This is a genomic window from Acidimicrobium ferrooxidans DSM 10331, assembly GCF_000023265.1.
Classification (GTDB): domain Bacteria; phylum Actinomycetota; class Acidimicrobiia; order Acidimicrobiales; family Acidimicrobiaceae; genus Acidimicrobium; species Acidimicrobium ferrooxidans.
This window is the reverse complement of sequence record NC_013124.1, coordinates 1,202,962-1,220,638: the sequence shown is the minus strand read 5'-3', so window position 1 is coordinate 1,220,638 and position 17,677 is coordinate 1,202,962. Positions and strand designations below refer to the sequence as shown.

The following is a 17,677-nucleotide window of genomic DNA, read 5'->3' as shown; positions in this document are numbered from 1 at the left end:
GTACGAAGGTGCCGGAGCATGGGTGTAGCCGTGCAACTCTCGGAGGGCACGAGTCGTCCATGCGCCGGGCCTCTCGAGGCGATGGCGCCTCGCCGAGGCCCGTGTGCCGGTTCGGGAGTAGTCTGCTCGGTGCGCGCGAGCGCTCGTCGCCGGTGAGGCGAAGTCGGGGCAAGGCTCCGGCGCCGGGAGGCGCCGATGCAGCTCCCTCGTCGATGGTCGTCTCGAGTGGCACGCGGAGTCGATGGCGCTTGCTGGCTGCTCCCGGTCGAACGGCGGTCGGACAGCCTCGATGAGGACGGAGGTCGCAATGGGTCGGATCGTCGACTTTCACGCTGTGAGTACGGACGGACTCGAGGCGTCGCCGTATGCGGAGGCGCTTGCTGGCTTGCGGGCGAACGAGGCGCGTTACTTCTCGACCCACTACGGTCACGCGTTCGAGGTCGAGTCGGCCGACGAAGCGCCAGAGATCGTCGAGTGGGTGGCACGCCTCCTGCGGCACGAGCGCGATCTCGAGATCCAGGCGACGCCCTTGGAGGTCGCTCACTTCGTCGTGGACGGCATCGACTGGACGCACGTGTTCTACGACAACGGCGTGGCCGTCAACGTCCTCTACACGCTCGCGCCAGGTGGCAAGCGCGCGGTCGGCTTCAAACTGGCCGACGGAGTTCCCGTTCCGGGCGAGCTCGAGGAGCGCTTCAAGTTTGCGAGGCAGCGTTCGCGGTTGGCAGGCACCATCCGCGGCTCGTTCTTCGTCATTCGCGGAGACTACGACGTGGTCGCAGCCAGGCCCGCGGAGGGACGTACGCCGCAGTGATCTGATCGGCGTACATACTTGCGAACAGCGCAGCCGCACGGCCTCGGCCAGGGCTCGGACTCTCGACGCGCTCGTGTGGTTCCCCACAGGACTTGCGAGCGCTCACGCGAGGACGTCAGGCCGAGGGTACGGGTGGACTTCCTCTCGGGGGCCGGTCGACGCGATGCCGCCAAGGGCGTTCGTCGCACACCGCGTCGAGCTCATCGTCGAGCTCACCGCCGCGCGAGGATTTCGCCGTGAGGCACGAGGAGCCACCCAGTGGGCGCGTGTGCCCAGCGCAACCAGGCCCGGCTGATGGCGTCGAGCTCGTCGCGATGGGCGAGTTGCGTGGCGAGAGCCGTCGTCGCAAAACCCGACTGCAGGGCCCGTCTCGCCCAGGACTCTCCCCACCAGGCCCGTTCGGCGGAGGTTGCGAACACCCATGTGCTTGCCGATGCGATGACCTCGCGAAAGCCCGCGTCGCTGGCCCATTCGAGCAGGTAACGCCCGGCGTCCGGCTCGCCCCCCAAGGCACGGGCTACCTGCTCGTAGAGCGTCTGCCACCGGTCGAGGTCCGGATCGAGCGGACTCCAGAGGAAGCCCGCGTAGTCGGCGTCTCGGGCCGCGACGATGCCTCCTGGTCGGCACACGCGTCGACACTCTCGCAGGAGCGCGCGTGGATCGGGGACGTGCTGGAGCACTTGGTGGAGATGGACGATGTCGAAGGTGGCGTCGGGCCAGGGCAAGGCCATCGCGTCAGCGAGGACCACGGTCACGTTGTCCAGCTGACGCTCTGCGGCGAGCGCCGCCGTTGCTTGGAGCATGCCGATCTCGGCGTCGAGCGCGACGACCGTGCCTGGTGCCACGATCCGTGCGAGGTCGACGGTGATGGTGCCCGGGCCGCATCCCACGTCGAGGACCGTGGCACCGCGGTGGAGATGGTCGAGGAGGTACGCGCACGAGTTCTCGGCGGTTCGCCGTCGATGGGCGGCCAGCACGCTCTCGTGGTGGCCATGGAGGTACGTACTCGAGGCCATGGGACGAGCCTACCGTCGAGACCTTGGGCGGGCCAGCGGCTGTGTGATCCGATGAGTCGCTGGCCTCGCAGTGGCGCAGAAGCTGGAGCGCATGCCGTGTCTCGTACGTAGGGCTTCGATGCCGGGATGGGAGACGGTGGCGTCCTGGCCCGGCCGACGGACTGGCAGAGAGTGGTGGGGCCGTGAACCCGGCCGAGCATGGCTCGGGCTCGATGCGCGCGTCTCATCTGATGGCGATCAGATCGCCACGTGCCACGGCTCACCGGCCGTGCTGCTGTGATCGGCCGTCGCGCGGTCGGGCTGGAGGCGCCAATCGCCTCTGGCGTGAACGCCGAACAGGTGCGGGACATGACCGAGGTGCCCAGGAGCGTCTACGCCAGGATCGCTCCGCAACCGGGCAGCGGGGGTACTTCCCACGACGAGGGTCGATAGCACTGTCTGGCGAAGCGAAGGCGGACAGCTGCGGCCTCAACGCTCCGCGACTTGCTGCGCGATCGCGGCTCGTCTCGGGTGCGATCATTCGAGCAGGCTGCAAGGGGCGGTCGCGTTCGACGGGTTCACGTGCAAAGCGGCGAGATGAGACGCGGGCTCCCGAGAGTCCTTGGATCTCCATGACGAGTCTGTGTCGACGTTTGACGACGACGTCGACATGCGGTGGGCCGTAGGCACTCGCATTCGAACTTCGACGATCTCCGAGAACGGATCGGGTCGCTCCCCAGGAACTGACTGTCAGCGCGGATCGGTCGTGGAAGCGATAGACCGGTGGCGGACAGCGAGCACGCGCACGACGCGCTCATCATTGTCGAGCTGGTAGATGATCCGATACGTACCGACTCGAAGTGACCACAGTCCCCGAAGCCGTCCCCGAAGGAGGCGACCTGCCTCGGGCTCGCGCTTGAGCAGCCCGAGAGCCTCGACCACTGCGTCGGACAGTGGCCAGTCGAGGTCGATGATCTCCTTGCGGGCGCGCCGGGCGAGCTCGACCCGACTCATCCTCTACGGCGCGACTGCAGTTCTTGGCGGAGCTCGTCGAGCGTCAGGGTCTCCCCACGCTCTACTTCACGTCGCCCCTCGTCGATCGCGGCCATCGTCTCGGTGTCCGAGAGGATCTCAGCCGTCTCCTCCAGGGCCTCGTACTCATCCACTGGGACGAGAACGGCCGCGGGCCGACCATGGCGAGTGACGATGACATGCTCGCGCAGGTCGGCAACCTGGTCGATGACCTGGCTGAGCTCACTGCGAAGCTCGCGAATGGGGACGATCTTGCTCATGCGGGACGTGTACCACATTCGGTACACTTCTCCTGGTGAGCCGTAGTCACTCGTGTTCGAACCTCACTGACGTGTGGGTTCGCGTCGCGTGGCTGGGTCTCGGGGAAATCGACGGTTCCGGACGTCCGACTCGTGCTCCGTCGCGTCGGGGATCATGACCCCGGCCCGCACCCTGGAGCAGGGCTTCTCCGAGGGTGAGCACGCCGCCATCCGCGTCTACCGGTCGGTAGTCGCGCCGAAGGTCGCGGCGCCCTTGCCTCAGGTCTCGGTTCGACGGCCCGGTGCCAAGGGAGCGTGGGATCGACATCGGCGTTGCCACCGGGTTCGCGGGAAAGACCGAGTCCACCCCCACAGGTAGTGGTAACCCATATGGCAGACCGTCTTCGTTCCGCGCCCGCATGCGAACCCGGGCACCGGAGGAGACGTCGTGTCAGAACTTCCATCACAGCTCCGCCAGGGGAGCGTGTCCCGAGCATCTGCGAGCGTCGCCGCCTGCGTCGATCGTGCTCTCTACGTGCGAGGTTCTGGAGGCCTACGTCTCAGGGCGTCAGCACCGCAAAGTCGATGACCTGGTCGCGGCCCTCGGTGGAACGGGGGTCACAGAGAGCGAGGTCTCTCGCATCATCGCAACCTCAGACGAGGAGCTGGCGGGGTTTCGTAGCCGCAGGCTGGACCATCTCTGCCTTCTGCTCCCTCGTCGCCGATGCCACCGACGCGAACGGCCGCCTTGCCCACCAGGTCATCTCCCGTGCCGTCGTGGTCACGACGGGCGTGCATGCCACGTGAGACGCACGAGGTCCTTGGGGTCGTGCGTCGGGGATGGGCAGACCGAGAGGTTCTCGAGGGAGCTCAGGGATCTTGAGGTCTCAGTGGTGTGCGCCTCGTCATCTCCGATGCCAGAGCGGGGGTTCACCAAGCCATCGCGAGGTGCGTCGTCGGGGCGAGCTGGCACAGCTACTGCGTGCAACGTGCGCGACGTGCTCGCTCGCATCGAAGAAGGGGAGCTCAAGGAGATGGTCCTGGCCTCACGATCCGTACGATCGTCGCTCGAGCCGTACCCGGCAGCGCTACGTACCCAGTGCGACCAGGTCATCGACTCCCTTGCCCCCACGCTCCCCGTGGTCGCTACCACGCTCGCCGAGGCCAAGGAGGAGGTCTCACACCTTCACGCACTTCCCAGAGCGCCACTGGCGAACGATCTGGTCGACGAACCCGCTCAGAGCGGTTGAACCACGAGATCAAGCGGCGCACCACGTCGTCGGGGTCTTCGGAAACGACGCCGTCATCCTCCGCCTGTCACCGCTGTCGTGCTCGGCCAGCACGAGGGGTGGGCCGTTGCCGAGTGGCACGACCTGTTGCAGGAGTCCATGGCAGAGCTCGGTGCCACACAGGAGGGCCACGACGACACGAAGGAGACCTCGCAGACGCTTCGGCCCACGAGCACTCCTCCCGTGCTTGAGCCGCTTGCCGAGGAGGAGCCTGCGGTAGTAGGCCGAGGGCGGCCAGGGAGTGCCAGTGAGTGAATGTACACCATCGGTGGGACGTGAGCATCTTGGACGAGCTCCACGTGCACGATGGACACGACGTCGAAGCTACCTGCACAGGAGCCTTCGACCTGCTCTTGACCATGCGTTCGAAAACGGCGATATGGTGGGCCGTAGAGGACTCGAACCTCTGACCCCTTGCGCGTCATGCAAGTGCGCTACCAGCTGCGCCAACGGCCCGATGGGGCCCCACTCTAGCGGACCTCAGTCGTTCCCGATGCGCCCGCCGACTCGCGTACGTCGAGACGCAAGGCATTGCCCACCACCACGAGGGAACTCATCGCCATCAGCGCGGCGGCGACCATCGGCGACAGCAGACCCGCAGCGGCGGCCGGGATGGCGATGACGTTGTAGCCGAGTGCCCATCCGAGGTTCTGGCGAATCGTCCGTACGGTGCGCCGCGCGAGATCGAGCACGGTCGGCACCATGGCGATATCGTCGCCGAGGAGGACGGCGTCCGCGTTGGCCTGAGCGAGATGCGTGCCACCACCGAGTGCGATGCCGAGATCGCTGGTTGCGAGGGCGGCGGCGTCGTTGGTGCCATCGCCGACCATGGCCACGTGGTGACCGTCAGCGCGCAGCTTCGTGACGAGCGCGACCTTGGCCGTGGGATCGAGGCCGATGGCGACGTCGTCAATGCCGAACTCACGCGCCTCGTCCGCGAGGGTTGGGCGGCTGTCACCGGTGGCGAGGATGACCCTCGCGCCAAGGCGGTGCAGTGCCGCCACCGTTGCTGCGGTGCCCTCGCGCGTGCGTTCGGCGAGTTCGATGACGATAGGCGATTGGTCGTCGATGCGGACGAACACTGCTCGCTCGCTCGCGGCAGGGTCCACGCCGGTCGCACCGACAGAGGCGGGAGAGCCGATGGCGATCTCGTGTCCATCGACCCGTCCCGTGACACCGACGCCTGGCGTCTCCACAACGTGCTCGACCACCGGCTCGGGGTCGTTGCCGTCGCCGCTGGCGTTCGCCGGGTCGCCCTCGACTCGACTGAGTGCTCGAGAGACCGGATGGCGTGAGCGCGCAGCGAGTGCCGCGACGAGGCGTCGCTCGGACAGAGCGACGCGCTCGGGCCAGTGGGCAACGAGATCGGCCTCGGTGATCGTGCCGGTTCGGTCCAGCACGACCGTATCGATGGAGGTGGCATGCTCGAGGGCATCGGGGTGTTCGAGCACGATTCCTCGCGCGGCCGCGCGCGTGCTCGCGACGAGGAAGGCGATCGGGGTCGCGAGACCCATGGCGCACGGACAGGCGACGACGACCACGGCGATGGCGCTACTCAGTGCGATGGCGACCGGTGCGCCGATGGCGAGACGAACGAACGCGACGACCACGGCGACCGCAATCACGGCCGGGACGAAGCGGGCCGAGACGCGATCGGCGAGCGTCGCGAGACGTGCCCGGCGGTGCTGAGCCACCTCGACGAGACGAGCCAGCTCGACCACGAGGCCGAGTCGGGCAGGTGCATCGAGTTCGATCGTGAGTGACGAGCCGACGACCGCGTCACCGCCGAGGACCTCGTCACCGGGGCCGACGCGCCGCAGATCGCGACGTCCGGTGCGAAGAGCGCCATCGACGGCCGCATCCCCGTCGAGGACTCGCGCGTCTGCCGGGACGATGTCGCCCGGGCGAACGAGCACCCGGTCGTGTGCCTCGAGCTCGCCGAGGGGAACTTCGTGCAGGCTCCCGTCGTCGTCGATGCGCGCGAGGGTTCGACGGCTGAGCTCTTCGAGAGCGTCGAGACCTGCTCGCGCGCGACGCGTCCAACGTTCCTCGAGCAGCTTGCCGATCCCGATGAAGGCGACGATCATGGCTGCAGCGTCGAAGTAGGTCGGCTCGTGCTGGAGGCCCGCGACGGTGACGATGGCGCTCGCCGTCATTGCGACGCCAGCGCCGAGCGCAACCAGGGTGTCCATCGTGACGCTGCGGTGTCGAGCGGCGTTCCAGGCCGCGACGAAGAACGGGCGACCTGCCGTTGCGAGGACGACGAGGGTCGCCACCAACTCGACATCGCGTGCGAGCTGTGTCGGCGGCGCGACCATGGCTCCGGCTGCCACGAGCGCCGCGAGGGCGATCGCCCACCAGTGGAAGCGAGGCGAGGCGTCGCTCGAGAGGGCGACGGTGGCGTCGTAGCCGCTGCGACGCACGGCACGAAGGATTTCGGCGAGATCGACGACGGCGGGATCGAAGCGGACCTCGGCCTTGCCGGTTGCGAAGTTCACGTCCGCGTCGACGGTGGGCAGTTTGTCGAGCGAGCGCTCGATGCGCAGCGCGCATGAGGTGCAGGTCATACCGCTGACCCGCAGAGCGACCTCCTCGTGAGGCCCGGAAGGGGCGTCAGTCTGTGGCGACACCGTCGTAGCCAGCCTCCCTGACCGCCGCGAGTACGGCATCTGGGTCGATGGGCGCGTCACTTCGGACGCGGAGGATGCCGGTGGCAAGATCGACGTCGACGTCGACGACGCCGGCGACGCCAGCGACTTCGCTTCGCACGGCGCGTACGCAGTGGTCGCACGTCATGCCCCGAACCTGGAAGATGCGATCCTGCACGTCGACCTCCTTCACGAGGCGTCGGGATCGCTCATTGTCGACGCGATCTCGATCACCCACTCAAGTGTACAGCGTGGTTGCGTCGCAACGATGGACGAAGGTCGTGGGCGTGGCGGGGCGTTTGCCCTGACACGTCGTGGTCGGTCGTCGGTGAGCCACGTTGCGGCGCTGGCGTTGTCATCGTGCGTCGGACTCGCGCGGATCGATGGCGACCGGTGACGCGGGCCGCAGGTCCGACCGGAGAGAGCGTGACCAATGCGTCCTCTCGCACCTGCGACGCCTCGTGGAGCGTGGGGCGACCATGGCGATCGCGTATGATCCGACATGCGTGCCGCGATCTGCCCCACGCCCGATTGTGGAGGCGGCGAGCGGACTCGAACCGCTGTACAAGGCTTTGCAGGCCTCTGCCTCACCTCTCGGCCACGCCGCCGCGACAGATCAGGTTACTGTGTCGGCGCCCTCGAACTACCGCTTCGGCGCGCGCTCGTGCGAGACTGGTAACACCATGGCGCTCGCACCTCGTTCGAAGAAGGTTCTCGGCTGGGGCGTCGGTATCGCTGCGATCCTCGTCGCGGCGATCGGCTCGCTCGCGGCGATTCCGTCTGGTGGCGGAGAGGAGGCCTCCTCGCCGATTCCATACTCAGCGACGACGTCACTCGGGGCGTGGCAAGGGCTCGATCCTGGCAACGTGATCCCCGCCAACATCGAGCGCACCATCTTGATCCCCGCCGACGCAACGATCACGGGCCGTCATAATGCCAATCCCTACGGGACCGAGTTCGACGCGTGGGTCTGGTTGCGTTCGGCGTTGACGCCATCCGAGATTCGCAACTTCTTCGTCGCGGCACTGCCCGACGAGGGATGGCACGTCGAGTCGGCGAGCGCGTCGTCGACGGCGACCACGATCATCGCGTCGAAGGCCGGGTCCGATGGGTCCTACTGGGAGGTCGGGATCAAAGATCCCACGCCCGGTCCCGGTGGGGCTCGCCTCCAGGTTCGACTGCTCCAAGTGTCGTTCTCGTAGGGGGCCCTCGTAGCCTGGACCCATGAGTCCTCTCCCGTCGTGCGTCGTCGTCGGTGCCGGTCCTGCGGGGTCGATCGCCGCGCGACAGCTCGCGCTCGCCGGCTGGCGTGTGACGCTCGTGGATCGCAGCACCTTCCCTCGTGACAAGGCATGTGGTGACGTGGTCGGTCCTCAGGCGCTCGCGACCTTGGCCGCCGTAGGGCTCACGCCAGAGCCCGAGTGGCCCCGGATCGGCGACCTGGACGTCTGGGTCGAGGGTGCGCGCCTGCACTTGCCGGCATCCCCAGGTCTCGCGCACCCCGGCGAGGGTCGGATGGTGACGAGGCGGCTCTTCGATGCATGGCTGCGGGACGCGGCCGTCGCGGCAGGGGCCCGTGCCATCGTCGGCCGGGTTCGTGGTCTCGTCCAAGGAGCTGACGGTGTGCGGGTCCACCTCGACGACGGCGTGCTCGACGCCGACGCCGTCGTCGGTGCCGACGGGGCGCTGTCGACAGTCGCGCGGTCGGTGGGGGCGGCGTCACCGACACGGGCGCTGTGGGGCTTTGCACTGCGTCGCTACGTTGCGTCGTCGACGCTCGATGCCGACCGAGTCGACCTGCTTGCGCAGGCGAGTGGGTTCGCGAGCTACGGATGGGCCTTTCGAGGTGCCGATGGCATCGCGAACGTAGGCGTGGGCATCGCGGTTGGGGGAGAGCGAGCACGCCTGCGAGGGCTGCGCCCCTTGCTCGATGACTACCTCGGTCGGATCGGACTCGTCGATGTGGCCGACGCTCCTGTGCTCGGTGGCTGGTTGCGGATGGGTGGGATCGGGGTGGCGCCGTGGCGCGGTCGTGTGCTCTTGGTGGGTGACGCCGCGGGTTTCGTGAACCCACTCCAAGGCGAAGGGATCTGGGCGGCGCTCGCTTCTGGGGCCCAGGCAGCCGCGGCTCTCGGTGCAAGGGGACCGCTGGGAGGAGGACCGGCCTACGGTCGTTGGGCCGAGGCCCAGATGGCGCCGTTCCTCGCTGGCGCAGCACTCCTCCATCGAGCTGCCCTCTGGAATCCTCGGCTCGCAGATCGGGCGGTCGCGGCTGGTGCCAGGGTGCTCGCGCACCGGCCTTCACTGGCAGCTGGGGTCGGAGCCTGGTTGAACGGGCTGGTCGCGCTCGATGGTCCGGGTCATGGGTCTGGGTGGATGCTCGATCGAGCGACGGTGATGGCTGCGCGGGCGAGCGGCTTGCTCGGGGGCTACGAGCTCGGTGCCTCACTCGGCCAGGTGCCGTCGATGCTCGCGAGGCCGTCGAGGCTCCAGCGATTGTGGCGGGCGACGTAGTCGGCGAGGCCCTCGGGACCCTTCGCTTCGAGCCAGGTGCCAAGTTGCGGGCGGGGCCGCAGCCCCTCGGCGATCGGCACGCCGTAGCCGCAGGAGGTCCGCACCTCCTCGATCGCGATGTCGAGCACAGCACGCACGCCGACCAGCGTGGAGGCGAGCTCGGGGAAGTCGAGCGGTGAGCGGGCCCGCCCCCGCCCGTAGATGCGGACGACGAGGGGTCGCTTGTCGAACGAGGCGATCATCACCGTGATGCGGCCGTTGTCGCGCAGGTGTGCGATCGTCTCCGCCCCGGAACCGACGAGGTCGACGATGCGAAGCCGATCGGGGCCGTCGAGGATCAACGTGCCGTCGTTCGCTCGCGGCGAGCAGTTCACGTGGCCGCGAGGGTCGCTCGGCGCGGTCGCGACGAAGTAGACCAGGCAGGTTCGGACGACTTCAGCGACGGATCCCTCGAGGCGGACGGTGCGTGCCATGGGGAGAGCGTAGCGAGCATCTGCGGCTAGACTGATTGCACGTGCAAGCAATCGCGGTGAGCTCGTGCTGAGAGCGCCGGTGCAGGCGTGCTCGATCGGCGGCGACCACCATATGAGGGGAGGCAGTGATGCAGCTCGTTGGGTTGTCGGGAAGCTTTCGTCGGGGATCGTGGAACACCAGGGCCCTCGAATCCATCCGTGACGTGTTGCCGGAGGGCGTGGCCTACGAGGTGTTCGATCGTCTCGATCAGGTGCCGTTCTACGCCGAGGAACTCGAACGTGACCTGCCCGCCAGCGCGGCACGGCTTCGCGCCGCGGTCGGAGAGGCTGATGGAGTCATCATCGCGACCCCCGAGTACAACCACTCCTACACGCCGGTGATCAAGAATGCGATCGACTGGTTGTCGCGCCCGTTCGGTCGGGGTGCGCTGATCGGAAAGCCGGTTGCCGTCCTCGGTGTCGCTCCAGGCCTCTTCGGCACGGTTCGCGCGCAGGCGCACCTGCGTCAGGTCCTCCACGGAACCAACTCGGTCGTGCTCGCGCGCCCGGAGGTCTTCATCAACGAGGCCGAACGGCGCTTCGATGCGTCGGGGCGCTTGGTCGATCCGACCGCGTCGGCGCTCGTCGCCGAACTGGTCGAAGGACTGCTCGCGCTCGTGCGGCGCCATGGTGCCCCCCAGGACGAAGCGGTCGCCTAACCAAGGTGGCGCCGTGGTGCCAGGTAGGCTGAACCAACCAAGGAGGTTGGATGGGCCCAGGCCGCATGGTGGCGTTTGCCGAGCCGCTCGGGAGCTCGAGCCATCGTTCGCTCGGGCTCTTCGGACTCGCGGACGCCGACCCTCTCCCGATGATCTCGCTCGACGAGGTCGTCTCGACCGTCGAGGCGACCCCGGGACTGCTTGGCGTCGTACCGGTCGAGACCGTCCTCGAGGGCGAACTCGCCGCGACCCTCGATCGGCTCGTCGATGCACGCGTGCTCGTGGTCGGCGAGGCGGTGCTGGCCGAGCCCATCTGGGCCTTCGGTGCTGACGCGGGGGCGTCGGCCCACGTCGTCATCTCCCATCCTGCCATCCTTGCGTTGGCGGCTGGGTGGATCGCTGCGACCGGGGCGGAGGTGCGCGAGGCGCTCTCGACGCGTCACGCCTGTCAGGAGGTCGCGCTCGCAGGTCCTGGGCTTGTTGCGCTGGCCCCGCCGGAGGTTGGCTACCAGGCTGAGCTGATCGCGCTCGAGGACTCCGTGACGAGCATTCCGGAGGTTCGCACCCGTTACGTGCTGATCGGCCACGAACTCCCGGCGCCCACTGGCGACGATCGCTCGCGTCTCGTCGTCGTGCCACGCGCCGATGTCGTCGGTGTGCTCGCCGAGATCACGAGCGTGCTCGCCGCAGCGGGCGTGAATCTGACCTCGATCGTCTCGCGACCCCTCGGGCTTGGCGACGAGCACTACTTCCTGATCGGGACACGGGGTCATGCGGCTGACCCTGGGCTCGAGCATGCGCTTGGCGAACTGGCCCGGCTCGGCCATCGTGTGCGGCTGCTCGGTTCCTATCCCCGCTGGCAGGGACCAGAGGTCGTCGTGCCGAGGCCGACACCGCCGTCCGATGGTCTCGCGCACGATGGCTGAGTTCGGGCGTCCGAGCGTTGGGATCGTGGGGCTCGGCCACATCGGTGCCTCCCTCGCCCTCCGGCTCGGTCGCCGTGGCCCACTCGCGGTGATCGACGAGGATCCCGAGGCGGTCGCTTGGGTTCGCGAACGCACCTCGGCGACGGTCGGCTGGGACGCCGTCTCGGCAGCCGAGATCGTGGTCGTCGCGACGCCGACACCGGTGGTCGGGGATGTGCTCTGCGCGCTCGGAGAGCGGGGGGCGCGAGGTCTGGTGCTCGACGTCGCCTCGGTGAAGCGCCCCGTCGTCGACGCTGCACCGGCTGGCCTACGCCATCTCAGCGTCCATCCCATGGCCGGACGAGAGGGCCATGGCGCCGCATCGGCGGATCCATCGATCTGGGACGGTGCGTCGTGGGCCTTCGTCCTTCATGGGAGCGAGTCCGACGACGATGTCGCGACCGCGCTCGAGTTCGTCTTCGGCGACGCGGGCGCGGGTGCGGTGGTCGCACTCGATGCCACGGCGCACGACGAGACGCTGGCCGTGGTGTCTCATCTGCCCCACCTCCTCGCCGCTGCGATGGGTCGCGTGCTGGTCGCTGACAGCGGACACCCAGCAGCCTGGTGGCTCGGTTCGGGGTCGCTCCGGGACGCAACCCGCGTAGCGCGGAGCGATGGGGCTCGTGTCGCAGAGATGGTGGTGCCCAATCGCGATGCACTCACGTCGGCCGCCTCGGTGTTTCGCGCAGAGCTCGAGCGCTTGGTCGCCGACCTCGAGGCGCCGGCGCGGCTTCGCGCCGACCTTGACGAAGCGTGGGTGGGGGCCTCGCGCGTGGTGGCAGACGTCGTCGCAACCGAGACGGTCGAGGTGCGCTCCGATCTTGCACGGGCGCTGCTTGCGGTCAGCGAGGCTGGTGAGGCTGTGATCGGGTTCGTGGCTCCGAGGACCGTCGCGCTCGCTCGGCGCGCGACCCCCACCACGAGCTGAGGCGCTGCGGAACCGGGCGGCGACGGTCGGCGAGAGCGTCAGCCGTCCTCGCGCACACTCCTAGGGTGCTACGAGGGTCCTCGCCGCGCTGACGATGGCGATGGGACGCGTTCGGCACCGCGGCGCAGGTCGATGACGCCCGCGCGGCCCAGGATCTCTGCGATGATGCGGTGGTGCTCCAGGTGTGCTCGCCGTCTGGGCTCGTCGAGGTCGGCGGCGATGACACAGGTGGTGAGGTCGCCATCGGGCTCGGCGGTGAGCAAGCATGCGATCGCCTGCTCCCACATGCTCGCCCGCGCATCGGCGACGTCCCGCGAGACGAGGGATCGATCGAGCGTGTCGAGATCGATGGTGGTGTCGAGTGCCTGGCGGAGCGACGCGGTCGGCTCGCCGATCGCGAATCCCTGCGCGAGCGGCACGCCGATCGCGCGGAACTGCGCGGCACGCTCGATGCTGTCGGCACCCTCGACGACGAGGTCGATGTCGAGAGCGCGTCCGAGTGCCACCGCGATCGCGAGCACGGCGCTCGCCACCGATCCCATCTGCCGATCAGCGGCGACGCTGCGGTCGAGCTTGATCTCGTCCACGGGGATGGTGAGCAGGCGCGACAGACTCGCAAAGCCGGTCCCGAAGTCGTCGAGCGAGATGGTCGCACCGTGCTCGCGGAGGCGCCGAACGACGTCTCCATGAGCAGTGAGCAAGATGTCGCGCTCGGTGATCTCGATGCGCAGTTGCCCAGGTGCGAGCTGGTCGAGTCCGTGGAGCAGCGTGGTCGTGAGCACCTGATCGTCGAGGACGCCCGCGTCCACGTTGACGCTGACCCGTGCATCGGGTCCCAGGGCGGCGAGGTCACCGAGGACGAGTGCCACGATGTGGCGATGCAAGCGTGCGTGCTCGGCTCGCGTCGCGGCCTGGAGCAGCGACTCCACGGAGTGCACGGCCGACGAGGCGTCGGTCCGGGCGAGCGCTTCGGCGCGAACGGTCCGCCCTGTGGCGAGATCGATGATGGGTTGATACACGACCGAGATGCCTTCGGAGGGGTGTGGGGGGGCGAGCCTGTGCCCTGTCGTGGGTGTGCCCGTTCGTTGCCAGTAGGAGATGCGCAGCACCTCGTTCTCGACCGGGCGAGCATGCTTGGCGACGTAGAGGGCCTGGTCGGCAGCGTCGAGGAGCGCATCGGCCTCCATGGTGAGAGCATCGCTCGAGGCGATGCCCGCCGAGGCGAGGAGACGGCCACCGTCGAGGGTTGCGAGTGGGCGCTGGAGCTCGCGCTCGAGGCGTGCCAGCACCGGTTCGACCGCGGCCTCCTCACCCGTGGGGTCGAGGACGAGGCCGAACTCGTCCCCGCCGGTGCGAGCGACCACGTCGGTGGCGCGGACGGCCTTGGCGAGGCGGTGGGCCAACTCGGCCATGACCTCATCCCCACGGCGGTGTCCGTACGTGTCGTTGACGTGCTTGAAGTCGTCGAGGTCGAGGGCGATGACGGTGACGCGCTCACCCGTACGCTTCGCGCGTGCCCACGATCGCTGGAGGGCGTCTGCGAACGCTCGACGATTCGGGAGCCCCGTCAGGGGATCGCGGGTTGCGAGCATGGAGAGACGAACGAGTTCGCGCTCCCGGCGTGCGAAGAGGGCATCCGTCGCGATCGCGAGGGCTCGCATCACCGCGGTGTCGGCCGTGGTGTGACGACCAAGGCTCTCCGCCAGTGCGGCGAGGAGGGCCACGAGGGTGCTCGGCCGATGACCGAGGTAGTCGAGGCGAGCACCGATGCGGGTCGCGGCGTCGACGAGCGCCGGGTTGGTGGAAGAGTCGATGGCCTCGATCGCGTCTGCGAGCGCCGCCAGCGCCGCAACGAGTTCGCGATCAGGCGGGCCGGCGATGCTCCGACGCACCACCGCGGTTGCGGTCCGCTCGTGCGGTGCCCCAGAGGTGGCGACGTTGGGTTCCATGGACGCTCCTGATGACTGAGCGCGACCTCTCACGGTGAGCGGCAGCAATGCTCCGTTATCGTAGTCGATTGCGAGCTCCGTGGCGTGAGTGGTACGGGTGAGTGGTCTCAGGCCACGACCGCTGGGCGGCCCTTGGCGAAATGGCTGAAAGGCCCGCGTCCAGTTCCGAGGCCCCAGTCGGCGCCGTCGGCGAGACCGCGAGTCACGTAGGCCTTCGCCTCCTCGACGGCGCGGGGGAGCGTGAGCCCGCGCGCGAGGCACGCGCAGATCGCAGCCGAGAGCGTGCAGCCGGTGCCGTGGTCGTTGCGCGTCCATACTCGTGGTGCGCGCAGTTCCACGACGTTGCGGCCGTCGAACAAGATGTCGATCGCATCGGGTCCGTCGAGGTGGCCGCCCTTGACGAGCGCGGCGCGAGCGCCGAGTTCGACCAGCCGCTGCGCAGCAGCACGCTGGGCCTCGATGCTCGTGATGGCTATGCCCGTGAGCAGTTCCGCTTCGGCACGGTTGGGTGTGACGAGCGCGGCACTCGGGAGGAGGGCGTCACGCACAGCCTGCACGGCGTCAGCATCGAGCAGGGTCGCGCCGGTCGTCGAGACCATCACGGGGTCGACGACGAGAGGACCGAGGATACCGGAGGCAGCGAGCGCGGCGACGCGCTCGACGATCGGCGCGGTGGCGAGCATGCCGGTCTTCGTTGCACGCACCATGAAGTCGTCGGTCACGGATCGGACTTGCGCCTCGATGACGTCGGGGTCGATGGTGACGACCGCGGAGACGCCGACGGTGTTCTGTGCGGTGACGGCGGTAATGGCGCTCGTCCCGTGGACCTCGAACGCGGCAAAGGTCACGAGGTCGGCTTGGATCCCGGCTCCGCCGCCAGAGTCGGAGCCAGCGATGGTGAGTGCCACGGCGGGGGTAGGGGTCATCACGGTCTCCTTTGTGCGAACGTGGCCGACGCGCTCTAGAGCGAGACGTTGGGCAGGCCCTCGACGGGCGAGGACGCGACCGCGAGGGGTTGAGCCGGTATGCGTCCGGCCCGCCTGGCGAGTGCGCCCGCTTCGACTGCGAGCGCGATGGCTCGTGCCATCACCGCAGGGTCCTCGGCGCGCATGATCGCCGAGGCTACGAGGACAGCATCGGCGCCCAGCTCGAGCGCGAGCGCGGCGTCGGAGGGAGCCCCGATGCCGGCGTCGACGACGACGGGGACACCAGCGTCGGCCACGATGGCCTCGAGGTTGCGAGGGTTCTGGATGCCAAGACCGGATCCGATCGGACTCGCGAGCGGCATGACCGCGACCGCGCCGGCGCGTTCGACGAGTCGTGCCGTGGCCGGGTCGTCGTTCGTGTAGGCCAGCACGTCGAAGCCCCGCGTGCTCAGCGCCTCCGTGGCTCGTACCAGCTCCAACGGGTCGGGGAGCAAGGTCCGGTCGTCGATCACGACTTCGAGCTTGACCCAGTCGACACCCAGGGCTTCGCGTGCGAGCTCGGCGAGCACGATGGCCTCGTGCGCCGAGTGCGCCCCGGCGGTGTTGGGGAGTGGGGTGACGTGATGGCGGGCGAGCACGTCGTAGACCGAGCTCGCCCCCGGCTGGTAGCGGCGGATCGCGACGGTGGCCACGCTGGCGCCTGATGCGACGACTGCGGCCTCGATATCGTCGAGGCGACGTGCGCCACCGGTGCCGAGGATGAGGGGCGAGGCGAGCGTGAGCCGTCCGATGGTGACCGTCACGACGCTCCTCCTTGTACGGCGGTGACGAGTTCGATGCGGTCGCCGTCACGAAGGGCGACCGCATCCCAGGTGCTGCGCGGCGCGATCTCCTCGTTGCGTGCGATGGCGACGCCACGGCTCGGGAGCTCGAGCTCGCGAGCGAGTTCTGCGAGGGTGGTCGCCTCGACCGTTCGAGTGGAACCGTTGATGACGAGGGTGGTCATGCGCGCGACCTGAGCCGAGTCGGGGAGAGGGCTGCGAGCCTCGGATCGACACCATCGCCGACGATGGCGTCCGCAAGCAGAGTCGCCGTGAACGGCGCGAGGAGGATGCCGTGACGGTAGTGGCCGCCGTGGACCCAGACGCCGTCGTCTCCGCGCCCCACGATCGGGAGGTTGTCGGGCGTCGCGGGGCGAAAGCCGACCGACACGTCGGTGACCGCGAGCTCGCCCATGGCCGGTGCGAGCGTGCGCGCGTCGTCGAGGAGATCGAGCAGATCGCGAGCTCGGGGGTCGCGGTCGGTGAGGGGCGCTTCGTCCGATGTGGCCCCGATGACGATCTCGTGTGACGCGCGTGGGACGATGTAAACCCTGCGGCCGCGGAGCTCTCCTCGGAGACAGTGACGGGGGGCGAGGCCAACGGGGAGCGTGCCCCGAATGGTGACGCCGCGAACCGGCTGGAGTGCGACCTCGACGAGGTCGCGGAGCCACGATCCGGCTGCAACGACGACCGTGTCGGCTTGGAGGCGTGAGGTGTCGGCAAGCTCGACGGCGTCGGGATGCACCGCACGAACCGCGGCTTCGATGCGCTCGATACCGAGCTTGGCTGCCCAGGTGTCGTAGGCCGCGAGCGCTCGGCGGTTGTCGACTTGGGCGTCGTCGGGGAGCAGCGCGCCCCCAGCGAGGTGGCTCGAGAGCGCAGGCTCGAGGTCGACCAAGTCACGCGCGCCGAGGAGGGATGCGGTCATGCCGAAGCGACGCTGGAGATCGACCATGCGCCGAAGGTGATCGAGGTCACCTGGGGTCTGGGCCGCGACCAGGGACCCACGGACCTCGAAGAGCACGTCGGTGTCGCCGTTGCGCTCCAACGTTGCGGCAAGAGCTTCCCACGCGGTGCGCGCGTCCTGCTCGAGCCGTACGAGCAGGTCCTCGCCGAAGTCGGTCTCGGCGGCCGGGGCGAGCATGCCCGCTGCGACGGGCGTCGTCGGCGATCGCGAGGGATCGGCGATCACCTGGACCCGAGCGCCACGGCGCGCAAGCTCGACGGCGATCGTCATGCCGGCGATCCCGGCGCCGACCACCACCACTCGATCCATCGCGTGGGAGTCTAGCGAGCGTGTTCGCGGCGCCAAGGGACGAAGGTCCCTGCGTTGCGTGGCGATGGTCGAGGGGTTGTGGCAGCATGGTCGGTGACAAAGGAGGTGCT

General features: G+C 68.7%; 19 protein-coding genes, 2 tRNA genes and 1 pseudogene. 9 read left to right on the top strand and 13 right to left on the bottom strand.

Features of this window, described 5'->3' with window-relative positions:
- The first annotated feature begins 307 nt into the window (after positions 1–307).
- The gene (locus AFER_RS06010) at positions 308–814 is read left to right on the top strand and encodes a DUF8821 family protein (protein ID WP_015798587.1); all 507 of its coding nucleotides are present in this window, start codon (positions 308–310) and stop codon (positions 812–814) included.
- Between the two features lie 212 nt (positions 815–1,026).
- Here the strand turns inward: AFER_RS06010 and AFER_RS06005 are convergent, their stop codons facing one another.
- The 3 genes from AFER_RS06005 to AFER_RS05995 form a co-directional block, all read right to left on the bottom strand.
- Positions 1,027–1,830, bottom strand: a complete 804-nt coding sequence (locus tag AFER_RS06005; protein WP_015798586.1) for a class I SAM-dependent methyltransferase — start codon at positions 1,828–1,830, stop codon at positions 1,027–1,029.
- A gap of 729 nt (positions 1,831–2,559) precedes the next feature.
- Entirely contained in the window at positions 2,560–2,823 is a 264-nt protein-coding gene (locus tag AFER_RS06000) for a type II toxin-antitoxin system RelE family toxin (RefSeq protein ID WP_015798585.1), read from the bottom strand.
- Complete coding sequence (locus AFER_RS05995) at positions 2,820–3,101, bottom strand: type II toxin-antitoxin system Phd/YefM family antitoxin (protein ID WP_049755548.1); 282 nt, start codon at positions 3,099–3,101, stop codon at positions 2,820–2,822. Before AFER_RS05995 ends, AFER_RS06000 begins: the two co-directional genes overlap by 4 nt.
- Positions 3,102–3,499: 398 nt before the next feature.
- On the opposite strand from AFER_RS05995, the pseudogene AFER_RS12920 reads away from it, so the two are divergent.
- The 3 genes and pseudogenes from AFER_RS12920 to AFER_RS12915 form a co-directional block, all read left to right on the top strand.
- A pseudogene (locus AFER_RS12920) lies at positions 3,500–3,766 on the top strand (transposase); the annotation flags it as partial.
- A 303-nt stretch (positions 3,767–4,069) separates the two neighbouring features.
- Positions 4,070–4,330: a hypothetical protein gene (locus AFER_RS12660; protein ID WP_041661726.1), complete on the top strand. Its 261-nt coding sequence runs from the start codon at positions 4,070–4,072 to the stop codon at positions 4,328–4,330.
- Entirely contained in the window at positions 4,299–4,589 is a 291-nt protein-coding gene (locus AFER_RS12915) for a hypothetical protein (protein ID WP_425358543.1), read from the top strand. Before AFER_RS12660 ends, AFER_RS12915 begins: the two co-directional genes overlap by 32 nt.
- Before the next feature lie 160 nt (positions 4,590–4,749).
- Here AFER_RS12915 and AFER_RS05975 read toward each other — a convergent pair.
- The 4 genes from AFER_RS05975 to AFER_RS05955 form a co-directional block, all read right to left on the bottom strand.
- Positions 4,750–4,825, bottom strand: a tRNA-Val gene (locus tag AFER_RS05975).
- 14 nt (positions 4,826–4,839) lie between these two features.
- The gene (locus AFER_RS05970; RefSeq protein WP_083769301.1) at positions 4,840–7,038 is read right to left on the bottom strand and encodes a heavy metal translocating P-type ATPase; all 2,199 of its coding nucleotides are present in this window, start codon (positions 7,036–7,038) and stop codon (positions 4,840–4,842) included.
- Positions 6,983–7,195, bottom strand: a complete 213-nt coding sequence (locus AFER_RS05965; RefSeq protein WP_015798582.1) for a heavy-metal-associated domain-containing protein — start codon at positions 7,193–7,195, stop codon at positions 6,983–6,985. The genes AFER_RS05970 and AFER_RS05965 overlap by 56 nt, the downstream gene beginning before the upstream one ends.
- 356 nt (positions 7,196–7,551) lie before the next feature.
- Positions 7,552–7,625 (bottom strand) — tRNA-Cys (locus AFER_RS05955).
- Between the two features lie 75 nt (positions 7,626–7,700).
- On the opposite strand from AFER_RS05955, the gene AFER_RS05950 reads away from it, so the two are divergent.
- Complete coding sequence (locus tag AFER_RS05950) at positions 7,701–8,219, top strand: hypothetical protein (protein WP_015798581.1); 519 nt, start codon at positions 7,701–7,703, stop codon at positions 8,217–8,219.
- Positions 8,220–8,241: 22 nt separating this feature from the next.
- Positions 8,242–9,531 carry an NAD(P)/FAD-dependent oxidoreductase gene (locus tag AFER_RS05945; RefSeq protein WP_015798580.1) on the top strand — a complete coding sequence of 430 codons (1,290 nt, stop codon included), beginning with the start codon at positions 8,242–8,244 and terminating at the stop codon, positions 9,529–9,531.
- On the opposite strand, the gene AFER_RS05940 is transcribed toward AFER_RS05945, so the two are convergent.
- Positions 9,447–10,004, bottom strand: a complete 558-nt coding sequence (locus AFER_RS05940; RefSeq protein ID WP_015798579.1) for a pyridoxamine 5'-phosphate oxidase family protein — start codon at positions 10,002–10,004, stop codon at positions 9,447–9,449. The genes AFER_RS05945 and AFER_RS05940 overlap by 85 nt on opposite strands.
- Positions 10,005–10,132: 128 nt before the next feature.
- Between AFER_RS05940 and AFER_RS05935 the strand changes: the two genes are divergently transcribed.
- The 3 genes from AFER_RS05935 to AFER_RS11020 are packed head-to-tail and all read left to right on the top strand — an operon-like array spanning position 10,133 to position 12,595.
- Positions 10,133–10,702 (top strand): NADPH-dependent FMN reductase, encoded by a 570-nt coding sequence (locus AFER_RS05935; RefSeq protein WP_015798578.1) that lies wholly within the window; start codon positions 10,133–10,135, stop codon positions 10,700–10,702.
- Between the two features lie 50 nt (positions 10,703–10,752).
- Entirely contained in the window at positions 10,753–11,628 is an 876-nt protein-coding gene (locus AFER_RS05930; protein WP_015798577.1) for a prephenate dehydratase, read from the top strand.
- Entirely contained in the window at positions 11,621–12,595 is a 975-nt protein-coding gene (locus AFER_RS11020) for a prephenate dehydrogenase (protein ID WP_015798576.1), read from the top strand. Before AFER_RS05930 ends, AFER_RS11020 begins: the two co-directional genes overlap by 8 nt.
- Before the next feature lie 68 nt (positions 12,596–12,663).
- Here the strand turns inward: AFER_RS11020 and AFER_RS05920 are convergent, their stop codons facing one another.
- From AFER_RS05920 to thiO, 5 genes are all read right to left on the bottom strand, one after another.
- On the bottom strand, positions 12,664–14,544 hold the full coding sequence (locus AFER_RS05920) for an EAL domain-containing protein (RefSeq protein WP_015798575.1): 1,881 nt from the start codon (positions 14,542–14,544) through the stop codon (positions 12,664–12,666).
- Positions 14,545–14,651: 107 nt separating this feature from the next.
- Positions 14,652–15,470, bottom strand: a complete 819-nt coding sequence (gene thiD / locus AFER_RS05915; protein WP_015798574.1) for a bifunctional hydroxymethylpyrimidine kinase/phosphomethylpyrimidine kinase — start codon at positions 15,468–15,470, stop codon at positions 14,652–14,654.
- A gap of 35 nt (positions 15,471–15,505) precedes the next feature.
- Positions 15,506–16,273, bottom strand: coding sequence for a thiazole synthase (locus AFER_RS05910; RefSeq protein WP_015798573.1), 768 nt, complete (start codon positions 16,271–16,273; stop codon positions 15,506–15,508).
- Positions 16,270–16,476: a sulfur carrier protein ThiS gene (gene thiS / locus AFER_RS05905; RefSeq protein ID WP_015798572.1), complete on the bottom strand. Its 207-nt coding sequence runs from the start codon at positions 16,474–16,476 to the stop codon at positions 16,270–16,272. Before thiS ends, AFER_RS05910 begins: the two co-directional genes overlap by 4 nt.
- A complete protein-coding gene (gene thiO, locus AFER_RS05900; protein WP_171788959.1) occupies positions 16,473–17,567 on the bottom strand; it encodes a glycine oxidase ThiO in 1,095 nt (364 codons plus the stop codon). The genes thiS and thiO overlap by 4 nt, the downstream gene beginning before the upstream one ends.
- Between the last annotated feature and the right edge of the window lie 110 nt (positions 17,568–17,677).

Bases quoted from the DNA above. Each gene is read 5' to 3' on its own strand.
- AFER_RS05935 (WP_015798578.1), top strand. From the start codon at position 10,133: ATGCAGCTCGTTGGGTTGTCGGGAAGCTTTCGTCGGGGATCGTGGAAC.
- AFER_RS06000 (WP_015798585.1), bottom strand. From the start codon at position 2,823: ATGAGTCGGGTCGAGCTCGCCCGGCGCGCCCGCAAGGAGATCATCGAC.
- AFER_RS05940 (WP_015798579.1), bottom strand. From the start codon at position 10,004: ATGGCACGCACCGTCCGCCTCGAGGGATCCGTCGCTGAAGTCGTCCGA.
- thiO (WP_171788959.1), bottom strand. From the start codon at position 17,567: ATGGATCGAGTGGTGGTGGTCGGCGCCGGGATCGCCGGCATGACGATC.
- AFER_RS05970 (WP_083769301.1), bottom strand. From the start codon at position 7,038: ATGCCGTACTCGCGGCGGTCAGGGAGGCTGGCTACGACGGTGTCGCCA.
- AFER_RS06010 (WP_015798587.1), top strand. From the start codon at position 308: ATGGGTCGGATCGTCGACTTTCACGCTGTGAGTACGGACGGACTCGAG.
- AFER_RS06005 (WP_015798586.1), bottom strand. From the start codon at position 1,830: ATGGCCTCGAGTACGTACCTCCATGGCCACCACGAGAGCGTGCTGGCC.
- thiS (WP_015798572.1), bottom strand. From the start codon at position 16,476: ATGACCACCCTCGTCATCAACGGTTCCACTCGAACGGTCGAGGCGACC.
- AFER_RS05995 (WP_049755548.1), bottom strand. From the start codon at position 3,101: ATGAGCAAGATCGTCCCCATTCGCGAGCTTCGCAGTGAGCTCAGCCAG.
- AFER_RS05950 (WP_015798581.1), top strand. From the start codon at position 7,701: ATGGCGCTCGCACCTCGTTCGAAGAAGGTTCTCGGCTGGGGCGTCGGT.
- thiD (WP_015798574.1), bottom strand. From the start codon at position 15,470: ATGACCCCTACCCCCGCCGTGGCACTCACCATCGCTGGCTCCGACTCT.
- AFER_RS05920 (WP_015798575.1), bottom strand. From the start codon at position 14,544: ATGGAACCCAACGTCGCCACCTCTGGGGCACCGCACGAGCGGACCGCA.
- AFER_RS05930 (WP_015798577.1), top strand. From the start codon at position 10,753: ATGGGCCCAGGCCGCATGGTGGCGTTTGCCGAGCCGCTCGGGAGCTCG.
- AFER_RS11020 (WP_015798576.1), top strand. From the start codon at position 11,621: ATGGCTGAGTTCGGGCGTCCGAGCGTTGGGATCGTGGGGCTCGGCCAC.
- AFER_RS05945 (WP_015798580.1), top strand. From the start codon at position 8,242: ATGAGTCCTCTCCCGTCGTGCGTCGTCGTCGGTGCCGGTCCTGCGGGG.